Raw genomic sequence first — 26370 nt, 5'->3', positions numbered from 1 at the left:
GCTCGCGTCCCGCATCCCGTGCCGAGAGGCGGAGCCCGGTCGATTGCGCGCCGGTGGAGTCCCTAGGCGACCGGTCCCAGCCGCGCCAGCAGCTTCTGCGTGGACATCATGGCCCCGCCGAGGACGGCGGGCAGCCCACCTCCCGGGTGCACGGACGCACCGACGCGCCACAGCCAGGGCCGCAGCGGGTCCGAGTACGGCGGGACATGGAACGGTCCGCTCATCCAGGCCGGGTGCACGGCGCCGTACAGCGCCCCGCCGGCCGACCCCCGCTCGCCGAAGTATCCGGGGTCGAGCACCGTCGACGACGCGACGTAGTTCTCGAGGGGCTCGGGCAGGCCGAGGACGCTGGTGGTGCGATCCAACTCCCGCCGGACGAAGGGATCCTCGAGCGTGTAGGTCCGGCCGTTCGCCGGCGCGGTGAGGAGCAGGGCGAGGGTCGCCGACCGGTTGGGATACACCTCGTCGACGGGATAGTAGTTGGCGAACGCCATGGTCTGCTCCGGCTCGGAGCCTTCCTCGAGACTCGCGTAGAGTGCCGCGGGATCGTCCGGCATGATGACGCCGTGTCGCGGGGTCCCCTCGGGCAGCGGGCGCGAGAGGACCGCGTACACCCCGACGGCGGAACAGGTGAGTCTGCGCGGAGTCCTGGGACGACGACCGGCCAGCAGCCCCGCGAGCCGGTGGGCGTCGAGGCCACTGACGACGGCATCGGCCGGGTACGTCCCCTCCGCCGTGACCACGCGCCGCCGACCGATCCGCCGTGCGGGCTCCCCGGTGCGGATCTCGACCCCGGCCCCGACGGCCAGCCGCTCCAGGGCGAGCACGAGCTCGTAGATGCCACCGCGCGGGATCCAGACGCCGTCGTGCGCCATGATCGCCGGCATGCTCGCGTAGAGGGCGGGCGTCCGGGTGGGACTGACCCCGGCGTTGAGGGTGTGGATCGCGATGACCTCCCGCAGCCCCTCGGGCAGCCAGTCGAGGCTGTCGAGGTAGCTGCGGGTGGTGAGGCGGCGCCCGTAGAGGCCCGCGAGCTTCGCCAGCGCCGGGTGGGACCGGCGGTCGAGCGGACCGGTCGTCAGCAGGCGTGAGACGTCGCCGCCCAGCACACCGTGCTCGGCGGCGAAGCGTTCCCAGGCCTCGTTCCACGGGTGTCCCGGGGGGACGGGCAGCGGACAGGCCTCCCCGCGGTAGTAGTAGGTGCCGACCTCGGCCAGGCGCTCGAGATCGAGGCCGGCCTCGGCGGCGGCCGGTGCGGGATCGGCGGAAGCGGGGGCGACGGCGTCGAGCAGGTCCAGCAGCTCGCGCCAGACCGTCGGGAAGGTGAACAGCGACGGCCCCGTGTCCATGCGCTGGCCGTCCACCTCGATACGGCGGCTCTTGCCGCCCACGTGGTCCGATGCCTCGAGCAGCGTGACGCTGTGACCCGCGCGGCCGAGGAGCGCGGCGGCGGTGAGACCACCGATCCCGCCCCCGACGACGACGACGCGGCTCATCGGTAGAGGCCCAGCGTGAGGGCGACGACGAGCTGGACGCCCGCCACCGTACCCGCCACATAGGGGAAGGCGATGGAGTAGCGGTAGAGCCGGTGCCCGGTCTCGGGCCGCGGATCACGCCACAGCCCCCAGAGGAGCCACCCGGCGATCAGCGCGTTCACGACGGCGACCGGGATGTTGACGAGCGCGAAGCACACGGTGGAGACGGCCCACCACGCACCGCTCCACGCGACGACCCCGCGCGGCCCGAGCCGGACCGCCGTCGTCGTGATCCCCACGCCCCTGTCCTCGTCGATGTCCTGGACGGCGTCGTAGGTGTGTTTCGCCGCGCTCCAGGCCATCAGGCCGACGGCGGCCGCCCAGACCGGTTCGGCACCCAGGGCATAGGGCACGATCACGAGGGGGAAGGCGTAGGCCGCGTTGCTGATCGAATCGAGGCAGGGACGCGCCTTGAAGCGCAGGGGTGGCGCCGAGTAGAAGACGAACACCAGGGCGTAGGCCGCGATCCAGGCGAGCGCCGCAGGAGGCAGCGTGACGGCGAACCACGCGAGGAACGGCAGGTTGGTCGCGAGGACCGCGATCCAGATGGCGCGGACCTCCGACGCCCTGATGAGCGCCCCCTCGAGGGAGCCCTTGCGCGGGTTGAGCGCGTCGGTGTCCTGGTCGAAGATGTCGTTGACGCCGTAGATGAGGAGATTGAACGGCAGCGTGAGCCAGACCAGGAGCGCCAGGGCCTCCCACTGCCAGAACGACCCGGTGAGCCACAGCCCCACGACTCCGGTGCCCAGCGTGTTGATCCAGAGGACCGGCCGGGAGATGTGGACCATGCGCAGCGCCGCTGGCGCAAAACCTGCCTGGGGCACTGCTGGTGTCCTCCTCGGACCTGCGGGTGAACGCTCGGCGGGACTCGGTCCGCCGTGCGCCGGTCCGTCCCAGCCTACGTGCTCCCCGGCAGACCCGACGCCGGACCGGCAGGGGGTCCGGGCCTGGTGTGACGCGTTCGGGTGGCCGGGCCGGGGTGTGTCTAGAATCATAGGCGGGCCCGACGGCGTGCTCCTGACGGACCACCCACCCCCTCTCCGAAGGAAACCCACCCCCCATGAAGATCGGAATCCTCACCAGCGGCGGCGACTGCCCCGGGCTCAACGCCGTCATCCGTGGCGCCGTGCTCAAGGGCATCAAGACGTACGACCAGGAGTTCGTAGGATTCCGGGACGGGTGGCGCGGCGTCGTCGAGGGCGACGTCGTCGACCTTCCCCGCCACGCCGTGCGGGGCATCTCCAAGCAGGGCGGCACCATCCTCGGCACCTCGCGCACCAACCCCTTCGAGGGCAAGGGCGGCGCGGAGGCCATCAAGGCCAATCTCGACCGGTTGGGCATCGACGCGGTGATCGCGATCGGCGGCGAGGGCACGCTGGCCGCCGCGAAGCGGCTGACGGACCTCGGCCTCAAGATCGTGGGCGTTCCCAAGACGGTCGACAACGACCTCGACGCCACCGACTACACCTTCGGCTTCGACACGGCCGTGCAGATCGCCACCGAGGCGATCGACCGCCTGCGCACCACCGGCGAATCCCACAGCCGCTGCATGATCGCCGAGGTCATGGGGCGCCATGTCGGGTGGATCGCCCTGCACGCCGGCATGGCCTCCGGCGCCCACGCCATCCTCATCCCCGAACAGCAGACGAGTATCGAGCAGATCGCCGAATGGGTCTCCGACGCCAACGCCCGAGGCCGCGCGCCCCTCGTGGTCGTCGCGGAGGGCTTCGTGCCCTCGCACATGGAGCAGGCCCACTCCGAACGCGGACTGGACACCTTCGGCCGCCCCCGCCTCGGCGGCATCGCCGACCAGCTCGCACCCGAGCTGGAGTCGCGCACGGGCATCGAGACCCGCGCCACCATCCTCGGACACATCCAGCGCGGCGGTGTGCCGACGTCCTTCGACCGCGTCCTCGCCACGCGCCTCGGCATGGCGGCAGTGGATTCCGTCAAGGACGAGCTGTGGGGCACGATGGTCTCGCTCAACGGCACGGAGATCGCCCACGTGGGCTTCGAGGCCGCACTCGGCAATCTGAAGCGGGTTCCGCAGCACCGCTACGACGAAGCCGCCATCCTCTTCGGGTGACCGTGGAACTCGATCCCGGCACCGTCTCGATCATCCGGCTCGCCTGGTCACGGCTTCTCGGACTGGAGGACGGCGCCCTCGAGGACGACGGCGGCGATCGCCTCTACAGCGTGGACGACGACACCGGCGTCCTGACCTTCGTGACCCTGTTCGGCCGCGAGATCCTGAAGGGCCCGCGGTGGGCGGTCGACGCGGGCAGGACGCTGACCGGTCCCGACCTCCGGAGCCACTCGACCCTGCTCTCCCTGAGCCGCGACCACGGCGGCCGGGGACTCGGCGAGGCACGGCTGTACTTCTGCGACGCGCTGCCCCGCTTCGACGGCCCTCCGGCAGTGGTGTCGGGCGAGCGGGATCTCGTCCTCGATCTCGAACGCCGGTGCCCGCCCGACGATGTCGCGGAAGCCGCCCTCAGCGAGTCGGAGCACCCTTTCGTCCTGGTGGAGGGCGACGGCGAGCCGGCAGCGGGCCGGCCGGTGCCGTTGGCCGGCGCGGCTTACGACATCTGGGAGGGGATCCTCGCGCACCTCGCCGTCATCACCCCGCCCGACGAACGGCGGAAGGGCTACGCCCAGCGCATCGCAGCCGTGGCGCTGGAGGAGTCCATGGCTGCCGGCCTGGTGCCCCAGTGGCGTGCACGGACGGACAACACGGCATCGCAGCGCACCGCGCTGCGGGCGGGATTCGCCTACGCCGGGACCCAGACGTCGGTCATCCTCGACGCGAAGTGATCCTCCCGGCAGGCCGGAACGGCGGGCACCCTGCTGACGGGTGCCCGCAGGCGGTCACCCGTCGAACAGGGCCATGAGCTCGGTCCGGCCGAACAGCTCCGCTGCGGCCCGGGCGGACGGGGCACCGGCGTCGGGGTCCCCTCCCGCGTCGAGGAGCAGCCGCGCGACCTCCGTGTGACCCTTGAAGACGGCGCCTGCCAGCGGGGTCTGCCCGCGGTCGTTCGCCTGGCCGGCGTCGGCCCCGCGCGCCAGCAGGTCACGGACGATCGCGGGATGCCCGCTGTAGGCGGCCAGCATGAGCAGGCTGTCGCCCGCCGTGTTGGTCAGCGTGTAGGGCACCCCGGCGTCGAGGTAGCGGGTGAGCGTGGCGGCGTCGCCCTGCCGCGCGGCGTCGAACAGGGCATGCGCCAGGGCGATGGCCGCCGCCGCTCCGTCGTCGCCCGCCGCCCCCTGCCGCCCGGCGTCGCCCGGCCCGCCCTGGACACCGGTCACCGCGGTGCCCTCAGGAAGCCCGTGGCGCGTCCGACCACCTGGCCGGCGTCAGGCGCGACGATGACCTCCTGCGCCGCGGCGTAGAGCTCGTCCCCGTCCTGCACCAGGAGGTCCGCGGAGGCGTCGACGGACCGCTTGAGGACGGCGAGGGCGATGGGGCCCATCTCGTAGTGGTGACCGACGGAGGTGACCCGGCCCACGGTCCTGCCCTCGCTGAGCACCGGGCTGCCCGCCACGGGAAGCGTGTGCTGGCTGCCGTCGAGGTGCAGGAAGGTCAGGCGCCGCGGAGGATGCCCGAGGTTGTGCACGCGCGCGACGGTCTCCTGACCCTTGTAGCAGCCCTTGGCGAGATGCACGGCGGTACGCATGAGGTCGAGTTCGTGCGGGATGGTCTTCTCGTCGGTCTCGAACCCGGGCCGGGGCCGCCAGGCGGCGATCCGCAGGGCTTCCGCGGCCGACGAACCGGCCAGGGCGAGGCCCGTCCGGGCCACGGTCGTGTCCAGTGCTCCGCGGGGTACGAGGTACTCGAACCAGGGGCGCTCGCGGCCGGGGTGCGCGCCGGCCTCGACCGTGGAGTACGCGTACCCACCTGCGCCGATGGCGGGCCAGGGATCCTCCCAGACGACGACGTCATGTCCCAGCTCGGGCAGCGCCCGGGTGGCTCCGAGCACGGCCCACTCCCCCGTGGCGTCCGCCACCTCCACCCGCAGCATGAACTTCATGCGCTCGAGCCAGGCGGCGAGCGGTGCGGCCTCCCCACCCTCGGTGATCAGCCAGGCCGTGGTGCCGTCGTCGACGATGTGGATCGAGTACTCGATGCGCCCCTGGACGGTGAGCAGCAGGGTCTCCGAGCTCTGCCCGGGCTGCAGCCCGAGCAGCAGCTGGGAGGACAGGGTGTTGAGCCAGCTCAACCGGTCCGGTCCTGCGACCGTGACGACACCGCGGTGCGAGAGGTCGACGACGGCCTTCCCCTCGGCGAGGACACGCTGCTCACGGAAGGGATCCCCGTAGTGGGACGCGACGAGGGAGTCCGCTCCCCCGCCTTCGACGGCGCCGGGACGGGCAAGGAGTGGGCTGGGTTCGGTCATGACCGTGTAACGCCTCCCGGGCGTGACTATTCCTGCGGTGGTGCGGGCGGCAGCCGGACGGGCGGCAGGGTCAGGACGACTTCTTGAGAATCGCCGACGCGTGCGCCTCCAGCGCGTTGCCGTCCGCCGCGACGTCCCAGCGCCAGTAGAGATCACCCTCCACCAGACCGAACAGGCGCGTGGCCGCGGTGTACTCCTTCGAGTGCTGTCCGCGCATCACGAGGTCCGTGCTCAACTGGATCTGCGGACCCTTGATGCTGCCGTAGTACAGCTCGGCGATGCCGCCGGGGTGCACGATGGTCGCCGTGATGTCGAACCCGCCGGCGTCGTTGCGGAACTGCTCCACCTCGTCGGCGCTCTTCAGGGCGGGGACGATGTCTGCGGGGTTCAGGCCCGGGCCGACGTCGGAGTCGTCGAGCTTGCGCTCCAGCGACCAGAAACCCGTCTCCACCGAGAGCGGGCGCAACTGCGCACCCTGCTCGTCGATGAGCCAGGACTCGGCGCTGTACTGCAGGAAGGGAAGGCCGTGCTGGGAGAAGACGACACGCTGTGAGAAGCGCTCCGATTCAGCGGTCCCCTCACCGAGCATCCCGGTGCCCTCCCAGGTTCCGAGGAGCCACGACAGCGGGACGAGCTCGGGCGTGAGGTCGGTAGGCAGATCGATCGACATGGGGCTCCGGGCCGATCGGCTACTTCTGGCCCTTGTAGAGGCGCGTGATCACGAGGGCTGCGAAACCGGCCATGCCGAGACCGGCGAGGACCAGCAGCGAGATGAAGAAGATTTCAAGAGCGAGGATGGACATGCCACCATCCTAGCGCGGGGCGCCGACGTGCCGGGACGTGCTCGCCGCAGCGGGGACGGCTTCCCGGGAGGACCGCCGGCACGCCCTGTCGGAGGACGATCAGGCCAGGAGCAGCTTCTCGAGGAAGTACACGACGGCGCCGAGGGCCAGTACCGGGGCCACGCCCGCGGCGATCGCCGCGGTGGTGTCGAGGGGGGACTCGCGGGCCACCAGGAGACGGCGGGTGCCGGCGAGGACCGCGCCGCACGCCACCCCGACCACGGCGGCGGGAAGAGCCGGGACGTCGGTGAACAGGAGTGCACCCAGCGGACCGGCGAGCCCTGCGAGCACGACGGCGGCGGGAGCCACGAGGCGGTCGGGCAGGGGCAGGAGGCACACGGCGATCGCGATGACGACGCTCACCCCCGTGACGAGGAGGACACCCGAATCGGCGGCGTTCACCCCCAGCCGGTCGGCAGCCACCCAGCCGGATCCCATGGCCACCGCGATCACCCCCGAGCTCGCCCCGAGCGTCGATTCCAGGCGGTAACTCTGTCCCGTACCGCGGATCAGCTGGATCATGAAGACGGCCCCGACACCGAGGGCCACCGAGGCGGGGAACCAGGTCAGGAAGGACGGCCCGGGATCGACGGACGTGAGGACGACGGCCAGCAGGGCGCTCGACCCGATCGCCGCGGCCTGGCTCTTCCGGGCGGGCACCCGGAGGATCGCGGGCCAGCCGATCGCCGCGACGACGCACAGCAGCCCGGTGACGATCGCCACCGACGGCAACGAGACATAGGAGGCTCCGACGATCGCCGCCGTCGCCCCCGACGCGGCCCCTGCCGCTACGGCCACACTCGTCCTCTTCATCCCAGCAATACTGCCCTACGTCCTCGGGCGGCGGGAAAAACGGCGGCGGGACGCCCGGCCTTGGGGGAGCGTCGCGTGCGCCGCATCACAGGCCGGGGAGGCCTGCGGCTATACTTGCCCACATCTCTACCCGCCTCGCCCACCCGTCCAGGGGGCGGTGGCGCCGCTGCCCGATGATGCGCATTCCCGACCCGTGGAGGACACATGCCGCACATCCTGATGCTCACGAACACCACCGGTTCGTCCGTCGACATCCTGCCGGCCCTCGAACTGCTGAACCACAAGGTGCACATCCTCGCGGCCGAGCCCACGGCCCTCCTCGAGACGGAACCGTGCGACGTCGTCCTCGTGGACGCGCGGAAGGACCTCGTGGGCGCCCGGTCGCTGACCCAGCTGCTGAAGGCGACGGGCCTGAGTGCGCCCCTGGTCCTCGTCCTGACGGAAGGCGGCATGGCCGCCGTCGCGGCCAACTGGCTCGCCGACGACGTCGTCCTCGACTCCGCGGGGCCAGCGGAGGTTGAGGCCCGGCTGCGCCTGGTCATCGCGAGGTCCGCCGCTGCCGGCGAGGAGACCAGCACCGAGATCCACGCCTCCGGGGTGGTCATCGACGAGGCCAGCTACACGGCACGGGTCGGCGGCGAGCCGCTCAACCTGACCTACAAGGAGTTCGAGCTCCTGAAGTACCTGGCGCAGCACCCCGGCCGCGTCTTCACCCGCGACCAGCTCCTGCACGAGGTCTGGGGCTACGACTACTACGGAGGCACGCGCACCGTCGACGTGCACGTGCGGCGCCTCCGGGCGAAGCTGGGCTCGGACCACGAGCAGCTCATCGGCACCGTGCGCAACGTCGGGTACCGGTTCACACTCACCCGTCTCCCCGAGGACCGCAGCTCGGTCAACCAGGACGCCTGACCGGGTCCGCGCGGACACCTTTCCCCGCGGGAACGACGAAACCCCCTTCCACCACGGGTGGAAGGGGGTTTCGCTGTCCCGGTGACGGGACCATGGTGGAGGACATACGGGTCGAACGTATCGCGGGCACCCCACTGGTGCATCCCCCTCGAGCAGGTCACGACATTACCCCACGCCCGGGCGACCGGCAAACCGGCACCGACCGGGGCAGGGCTAGGCTGGGCGCATGACCGCCGTCGAGCACACACCCACCTGGTCCGTCGACAGGATCGCCGGCGCGCCGGCGGCCGCGACCCTCGAGGAGATCCGCCGCCTGGCCGCGGCAGCCTCCGAGGCCGACGGCAACCCTCCCCTCTCGGAGCAGACCCTCGTCACGCTGCGGGCCGAGGACGCCGGCGAGCGACTGCTCGTCATCACCGCGCGCTCCGCGGGCCAGCCGGACAGCGATCTGGCCGGTGTCGCCGTGATCACCCGCGGGTCGGGCGACGGCTCCGTCCTGGAACTCGTCGTCGGGCCGGACTGCCGGGGGGAGGGCGCAGGAACGGCGTTGATCGAGGCCGTCCTCGCCGAAGGGATCACCGATCTCCGGGGCTGGTCCCACGGCAACCATTCGGCGGCCGCCGATCTCGCCGCGCGCTTCGGGTACGCACCCGTGCGGGAACTCTGGCGCATGCGGCTCACGCGCGCCGCCGTCGAGCAGTCGGTCCCCGCCCTGCGCCTGCCCGACGGCGTCGTGCTGCGTCCCTTCGTCCGCGGTCGGGACGAGGAGGCCTGGCTCGCCGTCAACGCCGCCGCCTTCGCGCACCACCCGGAACAGGGCGCGACGACGCGCGCGGACCTCGAGGCACGCCTGGACGAGGACTGGTTCGACGCCGAGGGCTTCCTGCTCGCCGTGCGGTCCGCGGACGACACCCTGCTCGGCTTCCACTGGACGAAGGTCCACCCGGGCACCGGCGGGCATCCGGCCATGGGCGAGGTCTACGTCGTCGGGGTGGCGCCCGAGGCGCAGGGCACGGGCCTCGGCAAGGCGCTGACCATCGCGGGGATCGACCACCTGCACGGCAAGGGCCTGCAGGCAATCATGCTCTACGTCGACGCGGACAACACCGCCGCCGTCGCGCTGTACCGCACCCTCGGTTTCACCCGGTGGGACGTGGACGTCATGTACGCGCCAACCGCGGCGCAGGCCACCTTGTAAGGTTATTTTCGAGGCGTACCCCTGCCCGATCAGGGCGGGGTACGCGATGATGCCCGCCCACCTGCAGGAGACGCCATGGATTCGAAGACCACACCCCGGGGTGCCTCGCTCTACGGCTCGTCCGAGACGGCTCCGGCCCGGGCGACGCAGGACCGCATCGACATCCCCGAGTTCGCTCCGAGCCTCCTGCCCTCCGGCGACATCCGGCCGGACCGCTTCCTCGACCGTGAGATCAGCTGGCTCGACTTCAACGCCCGCGTGCTCGAACTCGCGGAGGACCCCGAGCTCTTCCTGCTGGAGCGGGTCAACTTCCTCTCCATCTTCGCGTCCAACCTCGACGAGTTCTTCATGGTCCGTGTCGCCGGGCTGAAGCGCCGCATCGCGACCGGTCTCGCCGTCCCCTCGGCCGCGGGACTCAGCCCCATCGAGCAGCTCGAGAAGATCATGCAGGACGGCTACCAGCTGCAGCAGCGCCACGCGGCCGTGTTCGCCGAGCACATCCGGCCGGCCCTCGCCGAGGAGCAGATCCACCTCACCACCTGGCAGGAACTCGACGAAACCGCGCGGGCGGAACTGCACAAGATCTTCGCGGAGAAGGTCTTCCCGATCCTCACGCCCCTCGCCGTCGATCCCGCGCACCCGTTCCCCTACATCTCCGGACTCTCCCTCAACCTCGCCGTCGTGGTCCGCAACCCGGTCAGCGAGAAGGAGCTCTTCGCCCGCGTCAAGGTGCCGGACCAGCTGCCGCGCCTCATGTCCGTGGACGGTCCGCGTGCCGGGAACGTCGCCGGGCGGATCGCGCGCTTCATCCCGCTCGAGGAGGTCATCGCCGTCCACCTCGACCAGCTGTTCCCCGGCATGGAGGTGCTCGAGCACCACCTGTTCCGCGTGACCCGCAACGAGGACCTCGAGGTCGAGGAGGACGACGCCGAGAACCTGCTGCAGGCCCTCGAGAAGGAGCTGCTCCGCCGCCGCTTCGGTCCGCCGGTGCGCCTCGAGGTGACCACGGACATCAATCCGAGCATCCGCGCCCTGCTGTCGCGCGAGCTCGGCGTCGAGGAGGACGAGGTGTACAACCTCCCCGCCCCCCTGGACCTCCGGGGACTCAGCGTCATCGCCGGGATCGACCGCGGCGACCTGCACTACCCGAAGCACGTCCCGCACACGAGCCGCCACCTCAACGAGAGCGAGACCTCCAAGGCCGCGAACGTCTTCGCCGCCATGCGCCGCCGGGACATCCTCCTGCACCACCCCTACGACTCCTTCTCGACGTCGGTGCAGGCGTTCCTGGAGCAGGCCGCGGCCGACCCCAAGGTGCAGGCCATCAAGCAGACGCTGTACCGCACCTCGGGTGACTCCCCGATCGTCGACGCCCTGATCGACGCGGCGGAGGCCGGCAAGCAGGTCCTCGCGCTCGTCGAGATCAAGGCGCGCTTCGACGAGCAGGCGAACATCTCCTGGGCCCGGAAGCTCGAGCAGGCGGGCGTGCACGTGGTGTACGGGATCGTGGGCCTGAAGACGCACTGCAAGCTCTCCCTCGTGGTGCGGCAGGAGATCGACGGGCTGCGCCGGTACTGCCACATCGGCACGGGCAACTACCACCCCCGCACGGCGCGGTACTACGAGGACCTCGGGCTCCTCACGGCGAACGAGCAGGTGGGCCAGGACCTCTCGAGGCTGTTCAACCAGCTCTCCGGGTACGCCCCGAAGTCCACGTTCAAGCGCCTGCTCGTCGCTCCGCGCTCGGTCCGCTCGGGCCTGATCGACCGCATCGAGCGGGAGATCGCCAACAAGCAGGCCGGTCTCGCCGCGCGGGTGGTCATCAAGGTCAACTCGATGGTGGACGAAGCCATCATCGACTCGCTCTACCGGGCCTCGCAGGCCGGTGTGCAGGTCGACGTGATCGTCCGCGGCATCTGCTCCGTCCGCCCCGGCGTCCCGGGACTCAGCGAGAACGTGACGGTGCGCTCCGTGCTCGGCCGGTTCCTCGAGCACTCCCGCGTCTTCGCGTTCGCCAACGGCGGGGAGCCCGCCGTCTTCATCGGCTCGGCGGACATGATGCACCGCAACCTCGACCGTCGCGTCGAGGCGCTCGTCCAGTTGAGCGCACCGGAGGACATCTCCTACCTGATGACCCTCATGGACCGCTACATGAACCCGGCCGTCTCCAGCTGGCACCTCGACGAGACGGGTTGCTGGACCCGCCACCACAAGGACGACGGCGGCGCACCGCTCGAGGACATCCAGTCGTGGCTGCTCGCCTCCCGGGCGCGCCAGCGAGCGGTGTCGCGCCGCTGATGGCGACGTCGACGAAGGACGCGACCGCCCAGACCGCACCGGGCAGTGGCGCCACGGTCATCGCTGCGGGCACGCTGTGCTGGCGCGTGGAGAAGGGATCCCTGGAGGTCCTGATCATCCACAGGCCGCGCTACGGCGACTGGTCGTGGCCCAAGGGGAAGCTCGATCCGGGTGAGACGACGCCCGAGTGCGCCGTGCGCGAGACGTTCGAGGAGGTGGGGGTGAGCGTCAAGCTCGGCATCCCGCTCGCGACCATCACCTATCCGGTCACATCGGGCGGGAAGACGGTGCACTACTGGGCAGCGAGGACCGAGCGGCTCACGCCCGTGCCCGACGGCAAGGAGGTGGACGGCTTCGAGTGGGTCGCCCCGGAGCGGGCCCGGACGATGCTCAGCAACCCGTCCGACGTCGAGCCGCTCAACGCGCTGGTCGCCGCGCACCGCGCGAAGGACCTGCAGACCTGGCCGCTGATCGTCGTGCGTCACGCGAAGGCGAAACCACGCTCGTCGTGGAGCCGTGCCGAGGGCGAGCGTCCCCTCGCCGCCACCGGCCGGCGCCAGGCGATCGCGGTCGGCAGGCTGCTGCAGGCCTGGAATCCCGAGCGCGTGGTCAGCAGCCCCTGGGTCCGGTGCGTCCAGACCGTCTCCCCCTACGTCACCCAGCGCAGCGCGAAGCTGAAGCTCGTGGATGCCCTGACCGAGCACGACGCCGCCCGCAGGCCCGGGCGCGCGCGGTCCGCCGTCGAGCGGGTGTTCGACAAGCGCCGCTCCGTGGCGATCTGCACCCATCGGCCCGTACTGCCCCTGGTCTTCTCGGTGCTCGGCACCCACATGACCGGTACCCTCCGGGCCCTCCTGCCGGTCGAGGACCCCTACCTGGCGCCCGGCGAGGCCGTGATCTGCCAGGTCAGCAGCGCCAACCAGGGACGGATCGTCTCGGTGGAGCAGTTCAGGGCGTACGACGACTGAACCTCGGCACTCGTGCCGGGCGCACCCGTGCGGATCAGCCACGACGATGATCGGTTCACGGAGGATCATCCGCCGGTCCCGCGCCGTTCATGCCTGGTTCATCAGCCTTCCCTAGGGTCGGAAGCTCATGCACAGCACGCTCCGACGGACGGGAACCGCAGGGATGGCCGATGTGAGAGGCGTTGTGCGGGGACTCGCACCGCACGAGATCGAGGAACTCCGGAGCATCGGGCCGGCAGGGCCGCTGACACCACGGCTCGTGCACGCGATCGACCGCGCAGCCGGCGGCCCCGGGGAGGGACGCGGCTACTACGTGTACGGCCGGCGCGCCGACGCCGACCGACCGCGCCCGTTCATCCTGCGCGACGACGTCTGCAGCGAACTCCTCGACGTCCGTCTCTAGGGGTCCGTCGCCCGGGGTCCCTCACCAGGCGTCCGCCACTCGGGGTCCACCGGCACGGACCGGCCGTCGCACCCCTGCGCAGGGACCCTCCGCCCAGCACCCGTCCGCAGGACCACCTCGGCGGAGCATCCATCGACGATCATGGGGTGATGACGTCCCCCTCGCTGCCCGGCACCGCCTCCCCGGCGCAGCCGTCCGGCGTCGTCGTGCGGCTCCTCCGGACCGGCCCCACCCCCGGCCTGCACCCTGCGCCCCATGCGTCGGGCGAATCGGGCCGCCGGGCCCCTGCCCGGCTCGACGGCTTCGACGAGGTCCACGGTCTCGATGCCCTCGAACGTGAGCGCGCCGGTCGTTTCGTCGATCCGGTTCGGGCAGCGCAGTTCGTGGCCGGCCGTGCGGCCCTCCGGGAGCTCGCCGCGGAGCTGCTCGACGTCGGCCCCGGACGCCTCCGCTCGGACTTCTCCTGCCCGAGATGCTCGCCCGCCGGCGGGTCCGACCACGGGAGGCCCGGCTACACCGTGGACGGCGTACGGACGCCCCTGTCCCTCAGCCTCTCCCGCGCCGCGGGGTTCGTCCTGGTCGGCGGCCTCACCGCGATCGGCGACCGGGCGGACGAGCCGCAGAGCCTCGGCGTGGACCTCACCGCCGTGACCGAGGTGGACTTCGACGGCTTCGACGACGTGGCCCTGACGGTCCGCGAGCGCAGGGCCGTGCACGGGACGCCACCGGACGGACGCGCGGCGACGCGGGCACGGCTCTGGGCGCGCAAGGAGGCCGTGGCCAAGGCTCTCGGGACCGGCTTCGGCGGCGGCACGGACCCGGGTGCCGGCGCCGGTCCCCCGACGGGTGCGCGTGCAGGCGCCGAGGCGCACAGCGGCCCGGGGCGCGGTACACGACCCCTCGAGCCGCACGAGCTCGACGTCCTCGACGATGCCCGGGTCAGGGACCTGCACCGCATCGACGGAGTGCTGCTGACCAGGCAAGGACTGGCGGCCGCCGTCGCCGTCGGGCCCTAGTCCCGGGCCGTGGCCCTCGGCCGACGCGCGGCAGGCCGCGCGCGTCGAGCAGGGCGGTGGGCCCGGGCTGCCGTGGACCGTTGAAGGACGAGCCGCGCTACAGGGCGGGAAGCGCCGCGGCGTGCAGCCACGGACCGAGGAGCACCTCGGCATCGGTCCCGGGCAGGGTGCGGGTCACGAAGGCGAGGAAGTCCGGCGTGGTGACCGAACCGAAGCGGTACCCGGCCGTCCACGAATGGAGGAGGCCGAAGAAGGCGTCGTCGCCCACGGCGGTCCGGAGCGCATGCAGCGCGAGTGCACCGCGCTTGTACACGCGGTCGTCGAACATGTCCGCGGCGCCGGGGTCGCCGATCACGAGGTCCTGGGGTTCACGGGCGAGATGCTGGTGCGTCGAGCGCGCGTGCGCCTCCGCCGTCGTCGCCCCGCTCGCCTCGGACCAGAGCCATTCCGCGTAGCAGGCGAAACCCTCGTGCAGCCAGATGTCCTGCCAGCGGGCGGTGGTGACCGCGTTGCCGAACCACTGGTGCGCGAGCTCGTGCGCGATCAGCCGTTGCGCCTCCCAGCCCTCGTCGAGGTGGTTGCGCCCGATGATGGACAGCGTCTGCGCCTCGAGGGGGATCTCCAGGTCGTCGTCCGCCACCACCAGGAGGTACTGGGGGAACGGGTAGGGCCCGAAGCGCTCCTCGAAGGCGGTCATCATCTCGTGGTGCCGGCCGAGGGCGGCCTTCGCCGCGTGCGCGAGGGCCGCCGGCACGGCCGCGTACTGGGGAACGGGACGCCCCGTCCCGCGTCCGCCGCCTGCATGGCGGGGAAGGCCGACGGCGGGCTGCGCCGGGTCGTTCAGCGCCACGAGGTCGTACCGGCCGATCTGCACCGTCGCGAGGTAGGTGGGCATCGGTTCCGACTGCTCGTACACCCACGTGGTGCGGCTGGACTTCGCGATGCGCGCGACGAGGACGCCGTTGCACACCGCGCGGTAGCCGGCGTCGGTGGTCACGGTGAACCGGTAGGCCGCCTTGCCGGAGGGGTGGTCGTTGCAGGGGAACCACGACGGCGCACCGGTCGGCTGCCCGGCCACCAGGACGCCGTCCGTGAGCTCCTCCCAGCCGACGTCCCCCCAGGTACCGCTGATGGGTGCCGGGTTCCCCTCGTACCGGATGTCGAGCCGTAGCTCGGCGTCGTCGGGCACGGGGTCGCGGAAGGCGACGACCAGTTTGCCCGCCCGCTCCTTGAACGAGCGCACGCGCACCGTGTCGGAGGTGACCTTCGTGGTCCGCAGCCCGCTCAGGTCGAGCTCGAGCTGGTGCAGTTCGCGGTGGGCGGCCATGGTGAGGACCGCACGGCCGGAGAGGCGGTTGCTGGCGAGCTTGTAGTCCAGGGTGAGGTCGTAGTGCTTCACGCGGTAGGCGGTGCTGCCGTTGCCCGGCGTGTAGGGATCGGGCGCGGAGCCCTCGGAGCTACTGCCCACGCACGGGTCCGGGCCCGGTCCACGAGCTGACCGGGTTCCCCATCCAGGAGCTGCCGGCGGGAACGGTCTCTCCCCGCATGACGAGCGAGGCGGGCCCCACGGTGGCGCCGGAGCCGATGTCCGCCGCGGGCAGGATCACGCTGTGCGGGCCGAGGGTCGCGCCTGCAGCGAGCTCCACGGTGTCCATGCTCATGATCCTGTCATGGAAGAGGTGCGTCTGCACCACGCAGCCACGGTTGACGGTGGACCCGGCGCCCAGCGTCACGAGGTCCGCCTCGGGGAGCCAGTAGCTCTCGCACCAGACGCCGTGCCCGATCTTCGACCCCAGCGCACGCAGCCACCACACCAGGGCGGGTGTCCCGCTGGCGGCGCGGGCGAACCACGGGGCGCTCACGCTCTCGATGAAGGTGTCCACCACCTCGTTGCGCCAGATGAACGAGCTCCAGAGCGGGTGCTCCCCCGCCCGGATGCGTCCTACGAGCAGCCACTTCGCGAGGACGGCGCTTCCCGCGGCGACGGCTCCGAGGGCCATGAACACCAGGCCGCTGAGCAGCGCTGCGACCGCGTGCCCGGCCCACAGGGCGAGCGCGTCGATGATGACCAGGGAGGCGGCGGCGATCATGACCGTCAGGATGATCGGCACGATCCGGCAGAGCTCCCAGAACGCCCGGGCGGCCTTGAGCCGGGGAGGCGGCCGGAAGGTGCGGCTGCTGTCTCCCGTGACCGCGAGGCGGCGCAGGCGCGACGGCGGACTGCCCAGCCAGGAGCTCCCGGCCTTCGCCTTCGCGGGGGTTGCCGAGAGCACGGCGACGAGCGAGTTCTTCGGGACGCGCCGGCCGGCCGACGTCATGCCGGAGTTGCCGAGGAACGCGCGCCGGCCGATCTTCGCCGGAGCGATGCGCAGGTGGCCGCCACCGAGCTCGTAGGACGCCACCCTGGTGTCGTCCGCGAGGAACGCCCCTTCACCGATGGTCGTCATCGCCGGGATCAGGAGCACTGTGGATGCCTCGACGTTCCGTCCGACCCGCGCCCCGAGCAGGCGGAGCCACACCGGCGTGACGAGGCTCGCGTAGAGGGGGAAGAGGAGGTCGCGCGCCATGTCGAGCGTGCGTTCGGTGGCCCAGATCCGCCACCCGGTGCGGCTGCGTGCCGGGTAGTGGCCCTCCTGCAGTCCGAGGCCGAGCAGCCGCACGGTGACGACGACGAGGAGCGCGTTGACCAGCAGCCACAGGACGGCGGCGAGGACCACCGGACCGACGAGCGTGGGCCAGGCGGCGGCGAGCGACGGCGCACCCCGGAGGGCCGCCACCACGGGCAGGGACGCCACGACGGCCGCGACGAACGGGATCAGCGCCAGCGCACCGGATGCTGCGGCGAAGGCTAGGAACGCCATGCGCGCACGGAACGGCGAGCGGGGCGGCGGGGCGTCGGGCCGGTCCTGCCGGGCGCGGCCCTCCCGCACCGCCGGCGACCCGGAGAAGAGCTGTCCGGCCTTCACCGCGCCCTGCACCGCGGATCCGGGTGCCACCTCCGCCCGGGCGCCGACCCGCGCGCCCGGCATCAGGGTGCTGCGGGCACCGACGACGGCACCGGCGCCCACGTCGATGGCGCCGATGTGGACGCGGTCGCCGTCGATCCACCAGCCGGAGAGGTCCACCTCCGGCTCCACGGAGGCGCCTGCACCGAGCGTCAGGAACCCCGTGACGGGCGGGACGGAGTGGAGGTCGACGTCGGGCCCGATCCTCGCCCCGAGGGCCCTGGCGTACACGGGGACCCACGGGGCACTCGCCAGACCCACGGCGCCGACACTGTCCGAGATCTGCTCGGCGAGCCAGAGCCGCAGGTGCACCCTGCCGGACCGCGGATACACACCGGGCCGGACGCCCCGCAGCAGGACACGGGCGGCGGCGACGGAGAGGGCCATGCGGCCGAAGGGGCTCACGAAGACCAGCCAGGACGCGGCGACCCAGGGCCACGACACCGTGGGCGCCGCGGTGAGGACGCCGAGGCCGGCCAGGACGTTCGTCGCGATCATGGCGTACGTCAGCCAGCGCATGCCCGCGAGGAACTGCAGCGGGATCCCCAGGAGGGTCTGGAAGGCCTGCGCCCTCCAGCTGGTGCGCCGCACGGTCCGGACGGGGGCGGCCTGCTGCTCGACGCCGTCGCCCGTGCTCGCCGCGAGCGCGGCGAGCGCGCCCAGCCGCGGGTGCGCGTAGACGTCCGCGACGGTGACGACCGGGTAGCGGGCGCGGATCAGGGAGACGAGCCGGGCCGCGGCGAGGGAGCCGCCACCGTGGAGGAAGAAGTCGGCGTCCCCGTCGACCGGGACGGTGCCGAGCACGGCGGCCCACTGGTCGGCGATCCACTGGACCTGAGGGTCGAGGGCCTCGAGCGCCGCCGCGCCCCCGGCCTCCTCCCTGCCGGGAAGCGGCCAGGGCAGCGCGTCCCGGTCCACCTTGCCGCTGGTCTTGGTGGGCAGCGCGTCGGTCACGGTCAGGAGCGGCACGAGGGCCGCGGGGAGCTGCTCGGCCAGCAGGGCGCGGAGCACCGCGACGTCGGGGGCGGCGGAGGCAGCGACGAGGTACCCGACGAGCAGCTGGTTGCCGGACGGCGTCGTCCGCACGGCGGCGGCCGCCCCGGCGATGCCCGGGAGGGCCTGCAGCGCGGCGTCGACCTCCCCGAGCTCGACGCGCCGCCCGCCGAGCTTCACCTGGTCGTCCGCGCGGCCGACGAACACCAGCCCCGCCGCCTCCAGCTTCACGAGATCCCCGGAGCGGTAGGCGCGGTCCCAGCCGAGGGTCGGCAGCGGCGCGTACTTCTCGGCGTCCTTCGCAGGATCGAGGTAGCGGGCGAGGCCCACTCCCCCGATGATCAGTTCGCCGACGGCGCCCTCGGGCACGGGCACGCCCGATCCGTCGACGACGGCGAGGTCCCAGCCGTCCAGCGGCAGACCGATGCGGACGGGTCCACCACCGCCGAGGCGCGCCGCGCAGGCGACGACGGTCGCCTCGGTGGGCCCGTAGGTGTTCCACACCTCGCGGTCGTGCACGGCGAGGCGCTGCGCGAGGTCCGGCGGGCAGGCTTCGCCGCCGAAGATGAGCAGCCGGACGTTCTCGAGCGCATCCTCGGGCCACAGGGCTGCGAGGGTCGGCACCGTGGACACGACCGTGATGCCGCGGGCGATCAGCCACGGACCGAGGTCGACGCCGGTCCGCACGAGGGCACGCGGCGCCGGGACGAGGCACGCACCGTGGCGCCAGGCCAGCCACATCTCCTCGCACGAGGCGTCGAACGCGACGGACAGGCCCGCCAGCACGCGGTCGGCGGGGCCGATCGGCTCGCACTGCAGGAACAGGCGGGCCTCGGCGTCGACGAAGGCCGCGGCCGAGCGGTGCGTGACGGCGACCCCCTTGGGCGTGCCGGTGGAGCCGGAGGTGAAGATGATCCAGGCGTCGTCGTCGGGCGTCGGTCCTCCGTCGATCCCCCGGGGGCGTCCCGCGGGGGTGAGCGCCAGGCCCGGCCCGACGACGACGGCGGCCCGCGACTCGGCGAAGACGACGAGCGCACGCTCGTCGGGATCGTCGGCGTCCACGGGGACGTAGGCCGCGCCCGCCGCGAGGACGCCGAGGATCGCGATGTACAGCTCGCTGGTACCCGAGGGCAGGCGGACGCCGACGGAGTCCCCGCGGCCGACCCCCGCCCGCCGGAGGGTGCCGGCGAACGCCTGCGCGGCAGCAACCAGCTCCGCGTAGCTGAGGGCCGAGGTGCCGTCGTCGAGCGCGGAGGCGCTGGGGTGTGCCGCGGCGGTCGCGTGGAGGATGCCCAGCAGCGTCCGGGGCTCCGGCGCGCGTCCGGCGGCGGCGAACTGCGCCTGCCGGACAGCGGGGTCGACGGCGGGATCGACGGCGGGATCGACTGCGGGATCGACGGCGGGATCGACGGCGGGATCGACGGTGGGGGCTGCCTCGGGCGGGGGGATGGTCACGGCTGGAGTCTTCCGGTGCAAGGTGAACGGCAGATGACCGGCGCTCTCCCCCGGCCCCGGAAGTCTACCGGCGCCTCATCCGCTCTAGACTTGCCGGGTGAGCTCCCCCATCCCCACCCCGTACGAGGACCTGCTGCGCGACGTCATGGCGAACGGCGCGGCGAAGAGCGACCGGACGGGCACCGGGACCCGCAGTGTCTTCGGCCGCCAGCTGCGTTTCGACCTCGCCGAGTCCTTCCCGCTGATCACCACCAAGCGCGTGCACTTCAAGTCGGTGGCGCTCGAACTGCTGTGGTTCCTCCGCGGCGACTCGAACGTGCGCTGGCTCCAGGAACGCGGCGTCTCCATCTGGAACGAGTGGGCGGACGACGACGGCGAGCTCGGCCCCGTGTACGGCGTCCAGTGGCGCTCGTGGCCCACGCCCGACGGCGGGCACATCGACCAGATCGCGCAGGTCGTCGAGGCCCTGCGGACCAACCCCGATTCCCGCCGCCACCTCGTCTCGGCCTGGAACGTCTCCGAGATCAAGGACATGGCCCTGCCGCCCTGCCACGTGTTCTTCCAGTTCTACGTGACACCCGGCCAGGACGGCACTCCCGGCAAGCTCTCCTGCCAGCTGTACCAGCGCTCCGCGGACACCTTCCTCGGCGTGCCCTTCAACATCGCGTCCTACGCCCTGCTGACCCTGATGGTCGCCCAGCAGACGGGCTTCGAGCCCGGCGAGTTCATCTGGACGGGCGGGGACGTGCACGTCTACGACAACCACGTGGAGCAGGTCGCGGAGCAGCTGTCCCGCGACCCGTACCCGTACCCGCGCGTCGAGCTCACCCGGAAGCCGGCCGGCATCTTCGACTACCAGCTGGAGGACTTCGCCGTGCTCGACTACCGGCACCACCCCACCATCAAGGCGCCGGTCGCGGTATGAGCCAGGACAGCCCGCCCCGGGCCGTGACGGTCTCCGACGCGGTCCGGGCCAGGCCCGTGATCGGCATGATCTGGGCGCAGACGGAGAACGGGGTGATCGGGAAGGACGGCGGCATCCCCTGGCACGTCCCCGAAGACCTCGCGCACTTCCGTGCGACCACCACGGGGCACCCGGTGATCATGGGCCGCCGCACCTGGGAATCGTTCCCCGAGCGCTTCCGGCCCCTGCCGGACCGCACCAACATCGTCATCTCGACCTCCGTCACCGATCTGCCCGGCGCCGTCGTCGTCCCGTCGCTGGACGCCGCGCTGGCAGCGGCTGCGGCTGCCCCGGGAGCGGACGAGGTCTGGATCATCGGCGGCGGGCGCGTGTACGCCGACGGTATGGCCCACGCCCACGCCGCCCTGGTCACGGTGGTCGAGGATGCCGCGGAGGGTGACACCCTGGCGCCGGCCCTCGGTCCGGACTGGTCGCTCACCGCGTTGACGCCCGAGACGGGCTGGCTGGAGTCCTCCAGGGGTCCGCGGTACCGGATCAGTCTCTGGACGAGGCAGGACTGAGCCGGGCCGGTCACAAAGCGGGCCGGACTCCCCCTCCCGCCTAAACTGGGCGTATGACTTCAGCACCCGAGAGCGCCGCCCTGCCGTCCGTCGGATTCGTCGGCTGGCGCGGCATGGTCGGCTCGGTCCTCATGCAGCGGCTCCAGGACGAGGGCGACTTCGCCCGCATCAACCCCGTGTTCTTCTCGACGTCGGCCGCGGGCGGCGCGGCGCCGTCCTTCGCCGACGGCGCGGACCCCCTGCAGGACGCCTACGACGTCGAGACCCTCGCCACGCTCCCCATCATCGTGACGGCGCAGGGTGGCGACTACACCTCCGAGGTGTACCCGAAGCTGCGCGACGCGGGCTGGTCCGGGCTGTGGCTGGACGCCGCCTCCACCCTGCGCATGGATCAGGACAGCGTGATCGTCCTCGACCCGGTCAACCGGTCCGCGATCGACGCGGGCCTCGCGGGCGGCGTCCGCGACTTCATCGGCGGCAACTGCACCGTGTCCTGCATGCTGATGGGCCTCGGCGGGCTCTTCCGCAACGGTCTCGTGGAGTGGGGCACGTCCATGACCTACCAGGCGGCCTCGGGCGGCGGCGCCCGGCACATGCGCGAACTCCTCACGCAGTTCGGCGACCTCCACGGCACCGTGGCGATGAACCTCGACGATCCCGCGTCGGCCATCCTGGACATCGACCGGGCCATCCTCGCGAAGCAGCGCCACCCGAGCCTGGAGGCCTCCCAGTTCGGTGTGCCGCTGGCCGGCTCCGTCATCCCGTGGATCGACAGCGACCTCGGCAACGGCGTGTCCCGCGAGGAATGGAAAGCGGGCGCGGAGACCAACAAGATCCTCGGCACCGACGCGCGCATCCCCTTCGACGGACTGTGCGTCAGGGTCGGCGCCATGCGCTCGCACTCGCAGGCCCTGACCCTGAAGCTGACCGAGGACCTGCCCGTCGGTGAGATCGAGGCGATCATCGCGGCGGACAACGACTGGGTCCGCGTCATCCCGAACACGAAGACGGACACGCTGGCGTCCCTGACGCCGGTCGCCGCCACCGGGTCGCTGACCGTCCCCGTGGGGCGTATCCGCAAGCTCGAGATGGGCCCGGACTACATCAGTGCGTTCACCGTCGGTGACCAGCTGCTGTGGGGTGCGGCCGAGCCCTTGCGCCGCATGCTGATGATCGCGACCGGCAACCTCTAGCCCGCACGGCCCGTCGCAGGGTCCGACGACGGCGAGGACACCGCCCGTCCCCCGGCGGGCGGGACCGGGCAACCCGGTGGACCGGCAGGGGCAGTCGTGGCGGGTGTCTGAAAAAGTCGGTGGGCGGCGGCACCATGGGCGCATGGACCCGATGAACGCAGACACCATCCTCCGGCGCTTCTTCGCCGTGAGCGGCCACACCCGGCATCCGGAGAGCCTGCTGCGCTACGAGCGGGTCCAGTCCCACCTCCGTGGATACCTCGAGGAGGTGGCCGCCGCGGGGCTCGAGGGACCCGCGCGCGAGTTGCTCGAGCTGGAACGCCAGTTCGACGCCGAGGCTCCCTACGCACGGCTCCTCGGAGCGCGGGAGCTGCTCCACGCGCTCCCGGACTTCCTCGCCGTCCCGCAGCTGCTCCCCGACTTCCACGACCGGCTGGCCCAGATCAGCGTCGCCTCCCGGCTGGCCCAGTGGCTGTGCTCGCGCCGGCTCGTGCAGCGGGAGGACAGCTGGGACGACGTCGTCCTCACCCGGGCCGCCGCTGAGCAGGCCCGGCGCTCTCCCGCCCTGTGACCCGTCCTCGCCTCAGAGCGAGCAGTTGATGAGCAGCGGCTCGGGCTCGAGGCGGATGCCGAATCGCGCCTCGACGCCGTCCCGTACGAGCCGCGCCACGGACAACAGGTCCGAGGTGGTGGCCCCGCCCCGGTTCGTGACCGCCAGCGTGTGCTTCGTCGAGAGGGAGGCCCGGCCCTCAGCGGCGGCGTATCCGTCGTCGTCCCCGAGGCCGAAGCCCTTCGAGAAGCCCGCCCGCTCGATCAGCCACGCCGCGCTGAGCTTCACCTGGCCCTCGAGACCGGCGGGATAGCGCGGCGCATCGGGGGGAAGCGCTGCGGCGACGTCCTCGGACACGATCGGGTTGGTGAAGAAGGAACCGGTGCTCCAGGTGTCGGGATCGGGTGCGTCGAGCACCATCCCCTTGCCGGCACGGAGGCGCAGGACCGCCCGGCGGACATCGTTCGCGTAGGTCCGTTCCCCCACCCCGATACCCAGGGCGGCCGCCAGTTCCGCGTACCGCACGGGCTTGCTCATCCGGCCGAGACCGAGCTGGAACTCCACCGAGAGGACCACGTAGCGGGGAGACCCGCCGACGGTGCTGCGCTTCAGCAGCGAGTCCCGGTAGCCGAACCCGAGCTCGAAGTTCGTGAAGCTCTTGATGCTGTCCGTCTCGCGGTCGAAGGTGCGGACCGTCGCGATGGTCTGCGCCACGTCCGAGCCGTATGCGCCCACGTTCTGCACCGGCGTCGCCCCGGTGGAGCCCGGGATCCCGGACAGGGCTTCCAGCCCGGAGAACGCGTGGAGCACGGTGTACCGGACGAGGTCGTCCCAGTCGTGGCCGGCCTGCACCTTGACCATGACCCCGCCGCAGGTGGCGTCGTCGTCGTCCACGGTGAACCCCGAGGACGTGATGCGCACGACGGTCCCGTCGAAGCCGTCGTCGCCGATCAGCAGGTTCGATCCCCCGCTCACGATCAGCAGCGGCTCGCCCGCTGCGTCCGCCGCCCGGACGGCCGCCACGATCTCCTGCTCGGTAGCCGCCTCCACGAGGGTCCGGGCGGCACCGCCCACGCGCGCGGTGGTGAGGTCGGCCAGGCGCGGGCCGGTCACGGGGGCGCTCATGGCAGCCTCACCACGGCCTGCGCCTTCACGAGGACCTTCTGACCGCCGTAGGTGACGGTCAGGTCGATGCGCGCGGTCGACCGCTCGGCGTCGAGCGCGCCGACCGTGCCGGTCACCTCGACGACGGCGCCCGGCTCGCCGGGACGGGCCGTGGTGTCCTCGACGACCACGGGCTTGGTGAAGCGCGTCTGGTAGTCCACGACGGCGGCGGGGTCCCCGCACCAGTCGGTCACCAGCTGGACGGAGGCCCCCATGGTGAACATGCCGTGGGCGATGACGCCGGGGAGGCCCACTCCCTCCGCGAAGGACTGGTTCCAGTGGATCGGGTTGAGGTCCCCGGACGCACCGGCATAGCGGACGAGGTCCTGCCGCGTCACGTCGATGGTGCGGGTGCCGATCTGCTGACCGACCTCGAGGGTGGCGAATCGTGCGCTCATGGCTACTGGTCCTCTCCGCGGACGAGGAGCGACGACGTCGTCGTCGCCGTGTGGATGCCGTCGACCGTCGAGATCTCGGCGCGCGTGGTGATCATCGCGCCCCCGCCCATCGCACGGACCTGGTCCACGTGCAGTTCGGCGACCAGTTCGTCACCGGCGACGATGGGACGGTGGTGGACGAAGCGCTGGTCCGCGTGCACCACGCGCGTGAAATCGATGCCCGCGCTCGGGTCCGCGATCAGCTGCGCATCCGCCCGTTGCGCGACGACGATCGCGAAGGTCGGCGGCGCGACGAGGTCGGCGTGTCCGAGCGCCACCGCTGCGTCGACGTCGAAATGCGCGGCGTGCGTCGCCTTGACGGCCCGGGCGAAGTCGCGGATGGCCTCGCGTCCCACGGAGTAGATCTCACCCGCAGGGTAGCTGCGTCCCTGCAGGTCTGGGTCGATGGTCAATGGATCCTCCGATGGAAGGGGACAGGATGGACGGCCGCGCAGGGTGGAACCGGCGGACGGAGCCGGGGTGGGTCAGCTGCGGTCCCGCAGGCGGCGGCGTACGTCCCGGGACCGCACCACCATGCCGGCGAGGTGGCAGACCATACCGGCGACGATGATCGGGATCGCCGTGACGACGAGGACGCTCTGGTCGGTCGCCGCGCCGAGGACCGCGATGAGGATGCCGATACCCGTGGTCACGAGTGCGGAGACCACCAGCTTCCGGTACAGGTCCGAGCCGGTCTCCCAGGGCGTGTTCAGCATGATGCGATTCTACCGCCGTCCGCGTCGCTGCCGACGGGCGGGACCTCAGAAGAGCGATTCCTGCACGGCAGGGACGGGCGTGCTGAAGTCCCCGAAGCGGAGACGCCTGCCCTTCAGCTGCGCGAGATCGACGACGAACAGTACCTCGGTGCCGTCGATCGCGACCAGCGCCGAGGGACCGAGGACCTGACGCACGGTGAAGCCGTGCCGGCCATGCGTCAGGGGCTCGGGGTAGGGCTGGAGGGCGGGGTGCCCGAGGACGGCGCCCCAGGAGGGCGGCGGCTCGAACTCCTCGTGCACCACCTCGTAGCCGTCGATCCCCAGACCGCCGTCGAGCAGGCCGCGCGCCGCCAGGGCGAACCCGTCGTTGAGGTGCTCGAGCCGGGCCATCGGCAGCGGCGTGCACAGGGAAGCGGCCTTGGCTCCGGACCTCACCGCCTGCTGCAGGCCGACGGTCCGCGTGACCTCGTCCTCGAGGACCCGCACCACGCGGCCGTCCGCTGCGTGCGCGACGAACTGGGCCACCACGGCGCCCTGCTCCACGAGGCGCGCGTGCTTGCGCAGGTGCGATGCCGTCCCCACCTTGGTGGCGCCGTCGGCGAAGGTCGCGACGTACAGCCAGTGCGGCTGCTCGAGATAGCGCTTGAGCCCGGCGGGGGCGATCCCCGAGCGGTGGATGTCATGCATGAACCGCAGATCGTCCTGCACGAAGCACCGGCCGCACTGGTGGCCCCTGTCCGCCGGCGCCTGGCCGACGCAGCGCACCCACGTGCGGTCGTCGCGGCCGTGCACGCGGTGGAACCCGAGGCAGTAGCGGTCCTCCCCGGCGACCTCGAAGGCCACCCGGGTGCCGACGTCGAGCGGGAGATCCCCGTCCGGCACGCCCGGGACGTCCTCCGCCCCGCCCTGCCCGGGCACGGCATGCAGCGACAGGGCGGGGACCGAGGCCCCCCAGGTCGGGCCGCCGCAGAGGAGGATCGGAGTCATCGTCCA

The 26370-nt window shown here is 72.0% G+C and carries 25 protein-coding genes; 12 read left to right on the top strand and 13 right to left on the bottom strand.

Features of this window, described 5'->3' with window-relative positions; genetic code table 11:
• Nucleotides 1-62 precede the first annotated feature (62 nt).
• Entirely contained in the window at nucleotides 63-1496 is a 1434-nt protein-coding gene (locus ASF21_RS05885; protein ID WP_055767998.1) for a phytoene desaturase family protein, read from the bottom strand.
• Nucleotides 1493-2359, bottom strand: a complete 867-nt coding sequence (locus tag ASF21_RS05880) for a UbiA family prenyltransferase (RefSeq protein WP_235498663.1) — start codon at nucleotides 2357-2359, stop codon at nucleotides 1493-1495. Before ASF21_RS05880 ends, ASF21_RS05885 begins: the two co-directional genes overlap by 4 nt.
• Before the next feature lie 236 nt (nucleotides 2360-2595).
• Here ASF21_RS05880 and ASF21_RS05875 point away from each other — a divergent pair, with 236 nt between their 5' ends.
• Nucleotides 2596-3621, top strand: coding sequence for a 6-phosphofructokinase (locus tag ASF21_RS05875; protein WP_055767992.1), 1026 nt, complete (start codon nucleotides 2596-2598; stop codon nucleotides 3619-3621).
• Nucleotides 3618-4349: a GNAT family N-acetyltransferase gene (locus ASF21_RS05870; RefSeq protein ID WP_055767988.1), complete on the top strand. Its 732-nt coding sequence runs from the start codon at nucleotides 3618-3620 to the stop codon at nucleotides 4347-4349. The genes ASF21_RS05875 and ASF21_RS05870 overlap by 4 nt, the downstream gene beginning before the upstream one ends.
• A 54-nt stretch (nucleotides 4350-4403) precedes the next feature.
• Here the strand turns inward: ASF21_RS05870 and ASF21_RS05865 are convergent, their stop codons facing one another.
• The 4 genes from ASF21_RS05865 to ASF21_RS05850 all read right to left on the bottom strand — a co-directional run bounded on the left by ASF21_RS05865 (nucleotide 4404) and on the right by ASF21_RS05850 (nucleotide 7584).
• Nucleotides 4404-4841, bottom strand: a complete 438-nt coding sequence (locus tag ASF21_RS05865) for an ankyrin repeat domain-containing protein (RefSeq protein WP_082471263.1) — start codon at nucleotides 4839-4841, stop codon at nucleotides 4404-4406.
• Nucleotides 4838-5929, bottom strand: coding sequence for a YgfZ/GcvT domain-containing protein (locus ASF21_RS05860; protein ID WP_055767985.1), 1092 nt, complete (start codon nucleotides 5927-5929; stop codon nucleotides 4838-4840). The genes ASF21_RS05865 and ASF21_RS05860 overlap by 4 nt, the downstream gene beginning before the upstream one ends.
• A 70-nt stretch (nucleotides 5930-5999) precedes the next feature.
• Nucleotides 6000-6599: an FABP family protein gene (locus tag ASF21_RS05855; protein WP_055767982.1), complete on the bottom strand. Its 600-nt coding sequence runs from the start codon at nucleotides 6597-6599 to the stop codon at nucleotides 6000-6002.
• 232 nt (nucleotides 6600-6831) lie between these two features.
• Nucleotides 6832-7584 (bottom strand): hypothetical protein, encoded by a 753-nt coding sequence (locus tag ASF21_RS05850; RefSeq protein WP_055767980.1) that lies wholly within the window; start codon nucleotides 7582-7584, stop codon nucleotides 6832-6834.
• Nucleotides 7585-7788: 204 nt separating this feature from the next.
• Here ASF21_RS05850 and ASF21_RS05845 point away from each other — a divergent pair, with 204 nt between their 5' ends.
• From ASF21_RS05845 to ASF21_RS05820, 6 genes are all read left to right on the top strand, one after another.
• Nucleotides 7789-8496 carry a winged-helix domain-containing protein gene (locus ASF21_RS05845; protein WP_055767977.1) on the top strand — a complete coding sequence of 236 codons (708 nt, stop codon included), beginning with the start codon at nucleotides 7789-7791 and terminating at the stop codon, nucleotides 8494-8496.
• Nucleotides 8497-8722: 226 nt separating this feature from the next.
• Entirely contained in the window at nucleotides 8723-9694 is a 972-nt protein-coding gene (gene mshD / locus ASF21_RS05840) for a mycothiol synthase (protein ID WP_055767974.1), read from the top strand.
• Between the two features lie 75 nt (nucleotides 9695-9769).
• Nucleotides 9770-11992 (top strand): RNA degradosome polyphosphate kinase, encoded by a 2223-nt coding sequence (locus ASF21_RS05835; RefSeq protein WP_055767971.1) that lies wholly within the window; start codon nucleotides 9770-9772, stop codon nucleotides 11990-11992.
• Entirely contained in the window at nucleotides 11992-12960 is a 969-nt protein-coding gene (locus tag ASF21_RS05830) for an NUDIX hydrolase (RefSeq protein WP_055769240.1), read from the top strand. Before ASF21_RS05835 ends, ASF21_RS05830 begins: the two co-directional genes overlap by 1 nt.
• A gap of 163 nt (nucleotides 12961-13123) precedes the next feature.
• Nucleotides 13124-13363 carry a hypothetical protein gene (locus tag ASF21_RS05825; RefSeq protein ID WP_157365751.1) on the top strand — a complete coding sequence of 80 codons (240 nt, stop codon included), beginning with the start codon at nucleotides 13124-13126 and terminating at the stop codon, nucleotides 13361-13363.
• A gap of 149 nt (nucleotides 13364-13512) precedes the next feature.
• Nucleotides 13513-14379: a 4'-phosphopantetheinyl transferase family protein gene (locus ASF21_RS05820; RefSeq protein WP_055767966.1), complete on the top strand. Its 867-nt coding sequence runs from the start codon at nucleotides 13513-13515 to the stop codon at nucleotides 14377-14379.
• 97 nt (nucleotides 14380-14476) lie between these two features.
• On the opposite strand, the gene ASF21_RS05815 is transcribed toward ASF21_RS05820, so the two are convergent.
• Nucleotides 14477-15847, bottom strand: coding sequence for a M1 family metallopeptidase (locus tag ASF21_RS05815; RefSeq protein WP_055767962.1), 1371 nt, complete (start codon nucleotides 15845-15847; stop codon nucleotides 14477-14479).
• Nucleotides 15837-19832 carry a Pls/PosA family non-ribosomal peptide synthetase gene (locus ASF21_RS05810; protein WP_414826602.1) on the bottom strand — a complete coding sequence of 1332 codons (3996 nt, stop codon included), beginning with the start codon at nucleotides 19830-19832 and terminating at the stop codon, nucleotides 15837-15839. Before ASF21_RS05810 ends, ASF21_RS05815 begins: the two co-directional genes overlap by 11 nt.
• 145 nt (nucleotides 19833-19977) lie before the next feature.
• Here ASF21_RS05810 and ASF21_RS05805 point away from each other — a divergent pair, with 145 nt between their 5' ends.
• The 4 genes from ASF21_RS05805 to ASF21_RS05790 all read left to right on the top strand — a co-directional run bounded on the left by ASF21_RS05805 (nucleotide 19978) and on the right by ASF21_RS05790 (nucleotide 23081).
• Nucleotides 19978-20757 carry a thymidylate synthase gene (locus ASF21_RS05805; RefSeq protein WP_055769234.1) on the top strand — a complete coding sequence of 260 codons (780 nt, stop codon included), beginning with the start codon at nucleotides 19978-19980 and terminating at the stop codon, nucleotides 20755-20757.
• Nucleotides 20754-21317, top strand: a complete 564-nt coding sequence (locus ASF21_RS05800) for a dihydrofolate reductase (protein WP_055767959.1) — start codon at nucleotides 20754-20756, stop codon at nucleotides 21315-21317. The genes ASF21_RS05805 and ASF21_RS05800 overlap by 4 nt, the downstream gene beginning before the upstream one ends.
• A gap of 53 nt (nucleotides 21318-21370) precedes the next feature.
• The gene (asd, locus tag ASF21_RS05795; protein WP_082471261.1) at nucleotides 21371-22510 is read left to right on the top strand and encodes an aspartate-semialdehyde dehydrogenase; all 1140 of its coding nucleotides are present in this window, start codon (nucleotides 21371-21373) and stop codon (nucleotides 22508-22510) included.
• 142 nt (nucleotides 22511-22652) lie between these two features.
• Nucleotides 22653-23081, top strand: a complete 429-nt coding sequence (locus ASF21_RS05790; RefSeq protein WP_157365750.1) for a hypothetical protein — start codon at nucleotides 22653-22655, stop codon at nucleotides 23079-23081.
• Nucleotides 23082-23093: 12 nt separating this feature from the next.
• Here ASF21_RS05790 and ASF21_RS05785 read toward each other — a convergent pair whose 3' ends face one another.
• From ASF21_RS05785 to ASF21_RS05765, 5 genes are all read right to left on the bottom strand, one after another.
• Nucleotides 23094-24185 (bottom strand): UDP-N-acetylmuramate dehydrogenase, encoded by a 1092-nt coding sequence (locus tag ASF21_RS05785; RefSeq protein WP_414826601.1) that lies wholly within the window; start codon nucleotides 24183-24185, stop codon nucleotides 23094-23096.
• A complete protein-coding gene (locus ASF21_RS05780; RefSeq protein ID WP_055767951.1) occupies nucleotides 24182-24622 on the bottom strand; it encodes a MaoC family dehydratase in 441 nt (146 codons plus the stop codon). The genes ASF21_RS05785 and ASF21_RS05780 overlap by 4 nt, the downstream gene beginning before the upstream one ends.
• A 2-nt stretch (nucleotides 24623-24624) precedes the next feature.
• Nucleotides 24625-25074, bottom strand: a complete 450-nt coding sequence (locus ASF21_RS05775; protein ID WP_055767948.1) for an FAS1-like dehydratase domain-containing protein — start codon at nucleotides 25072-25074, stop codon at nucleotides 24625-24627.
• A gap of 72 nt (nucleotides 25075-25146) precedes the next feature.
• A complete protein-coding gene (locus ASF21_RS05770; protein WP_055767946.1) occupies nucleotides 25147-25377 on the bottom strand; it encodes a hypothetical protein in 231 nt (76 codons plus the stop codon).
• Nucleotides 25378-25422: 45 nt separating this feature from the next.
• Nucleotides 25423-26364, bottom strand: a complete 942-nt coding sequence (locus tag ASF21_RS05765; protein ID WP_082471260.1) for a DUF2797 domain-containing protein — start codon at nucleotides 26362-26364, stop codon at nucleotides 25423-25425.
• Nucleotides 26365-26370 lie beyond the last annotated feature (6 nt).

This window comes from Arthrobacter sp. Leaf234, from assembly GCF_001422665.1.
Taxonomy (GTDB): domain Bacteria; phylum Actinomycetota; class Actinomycetes; order Actinomycetales; family Micrococcaceae; genus Arthrobacter_D.
This window is presented reverse-complemented; position numbering and strand designations above follow the sequence as displayed.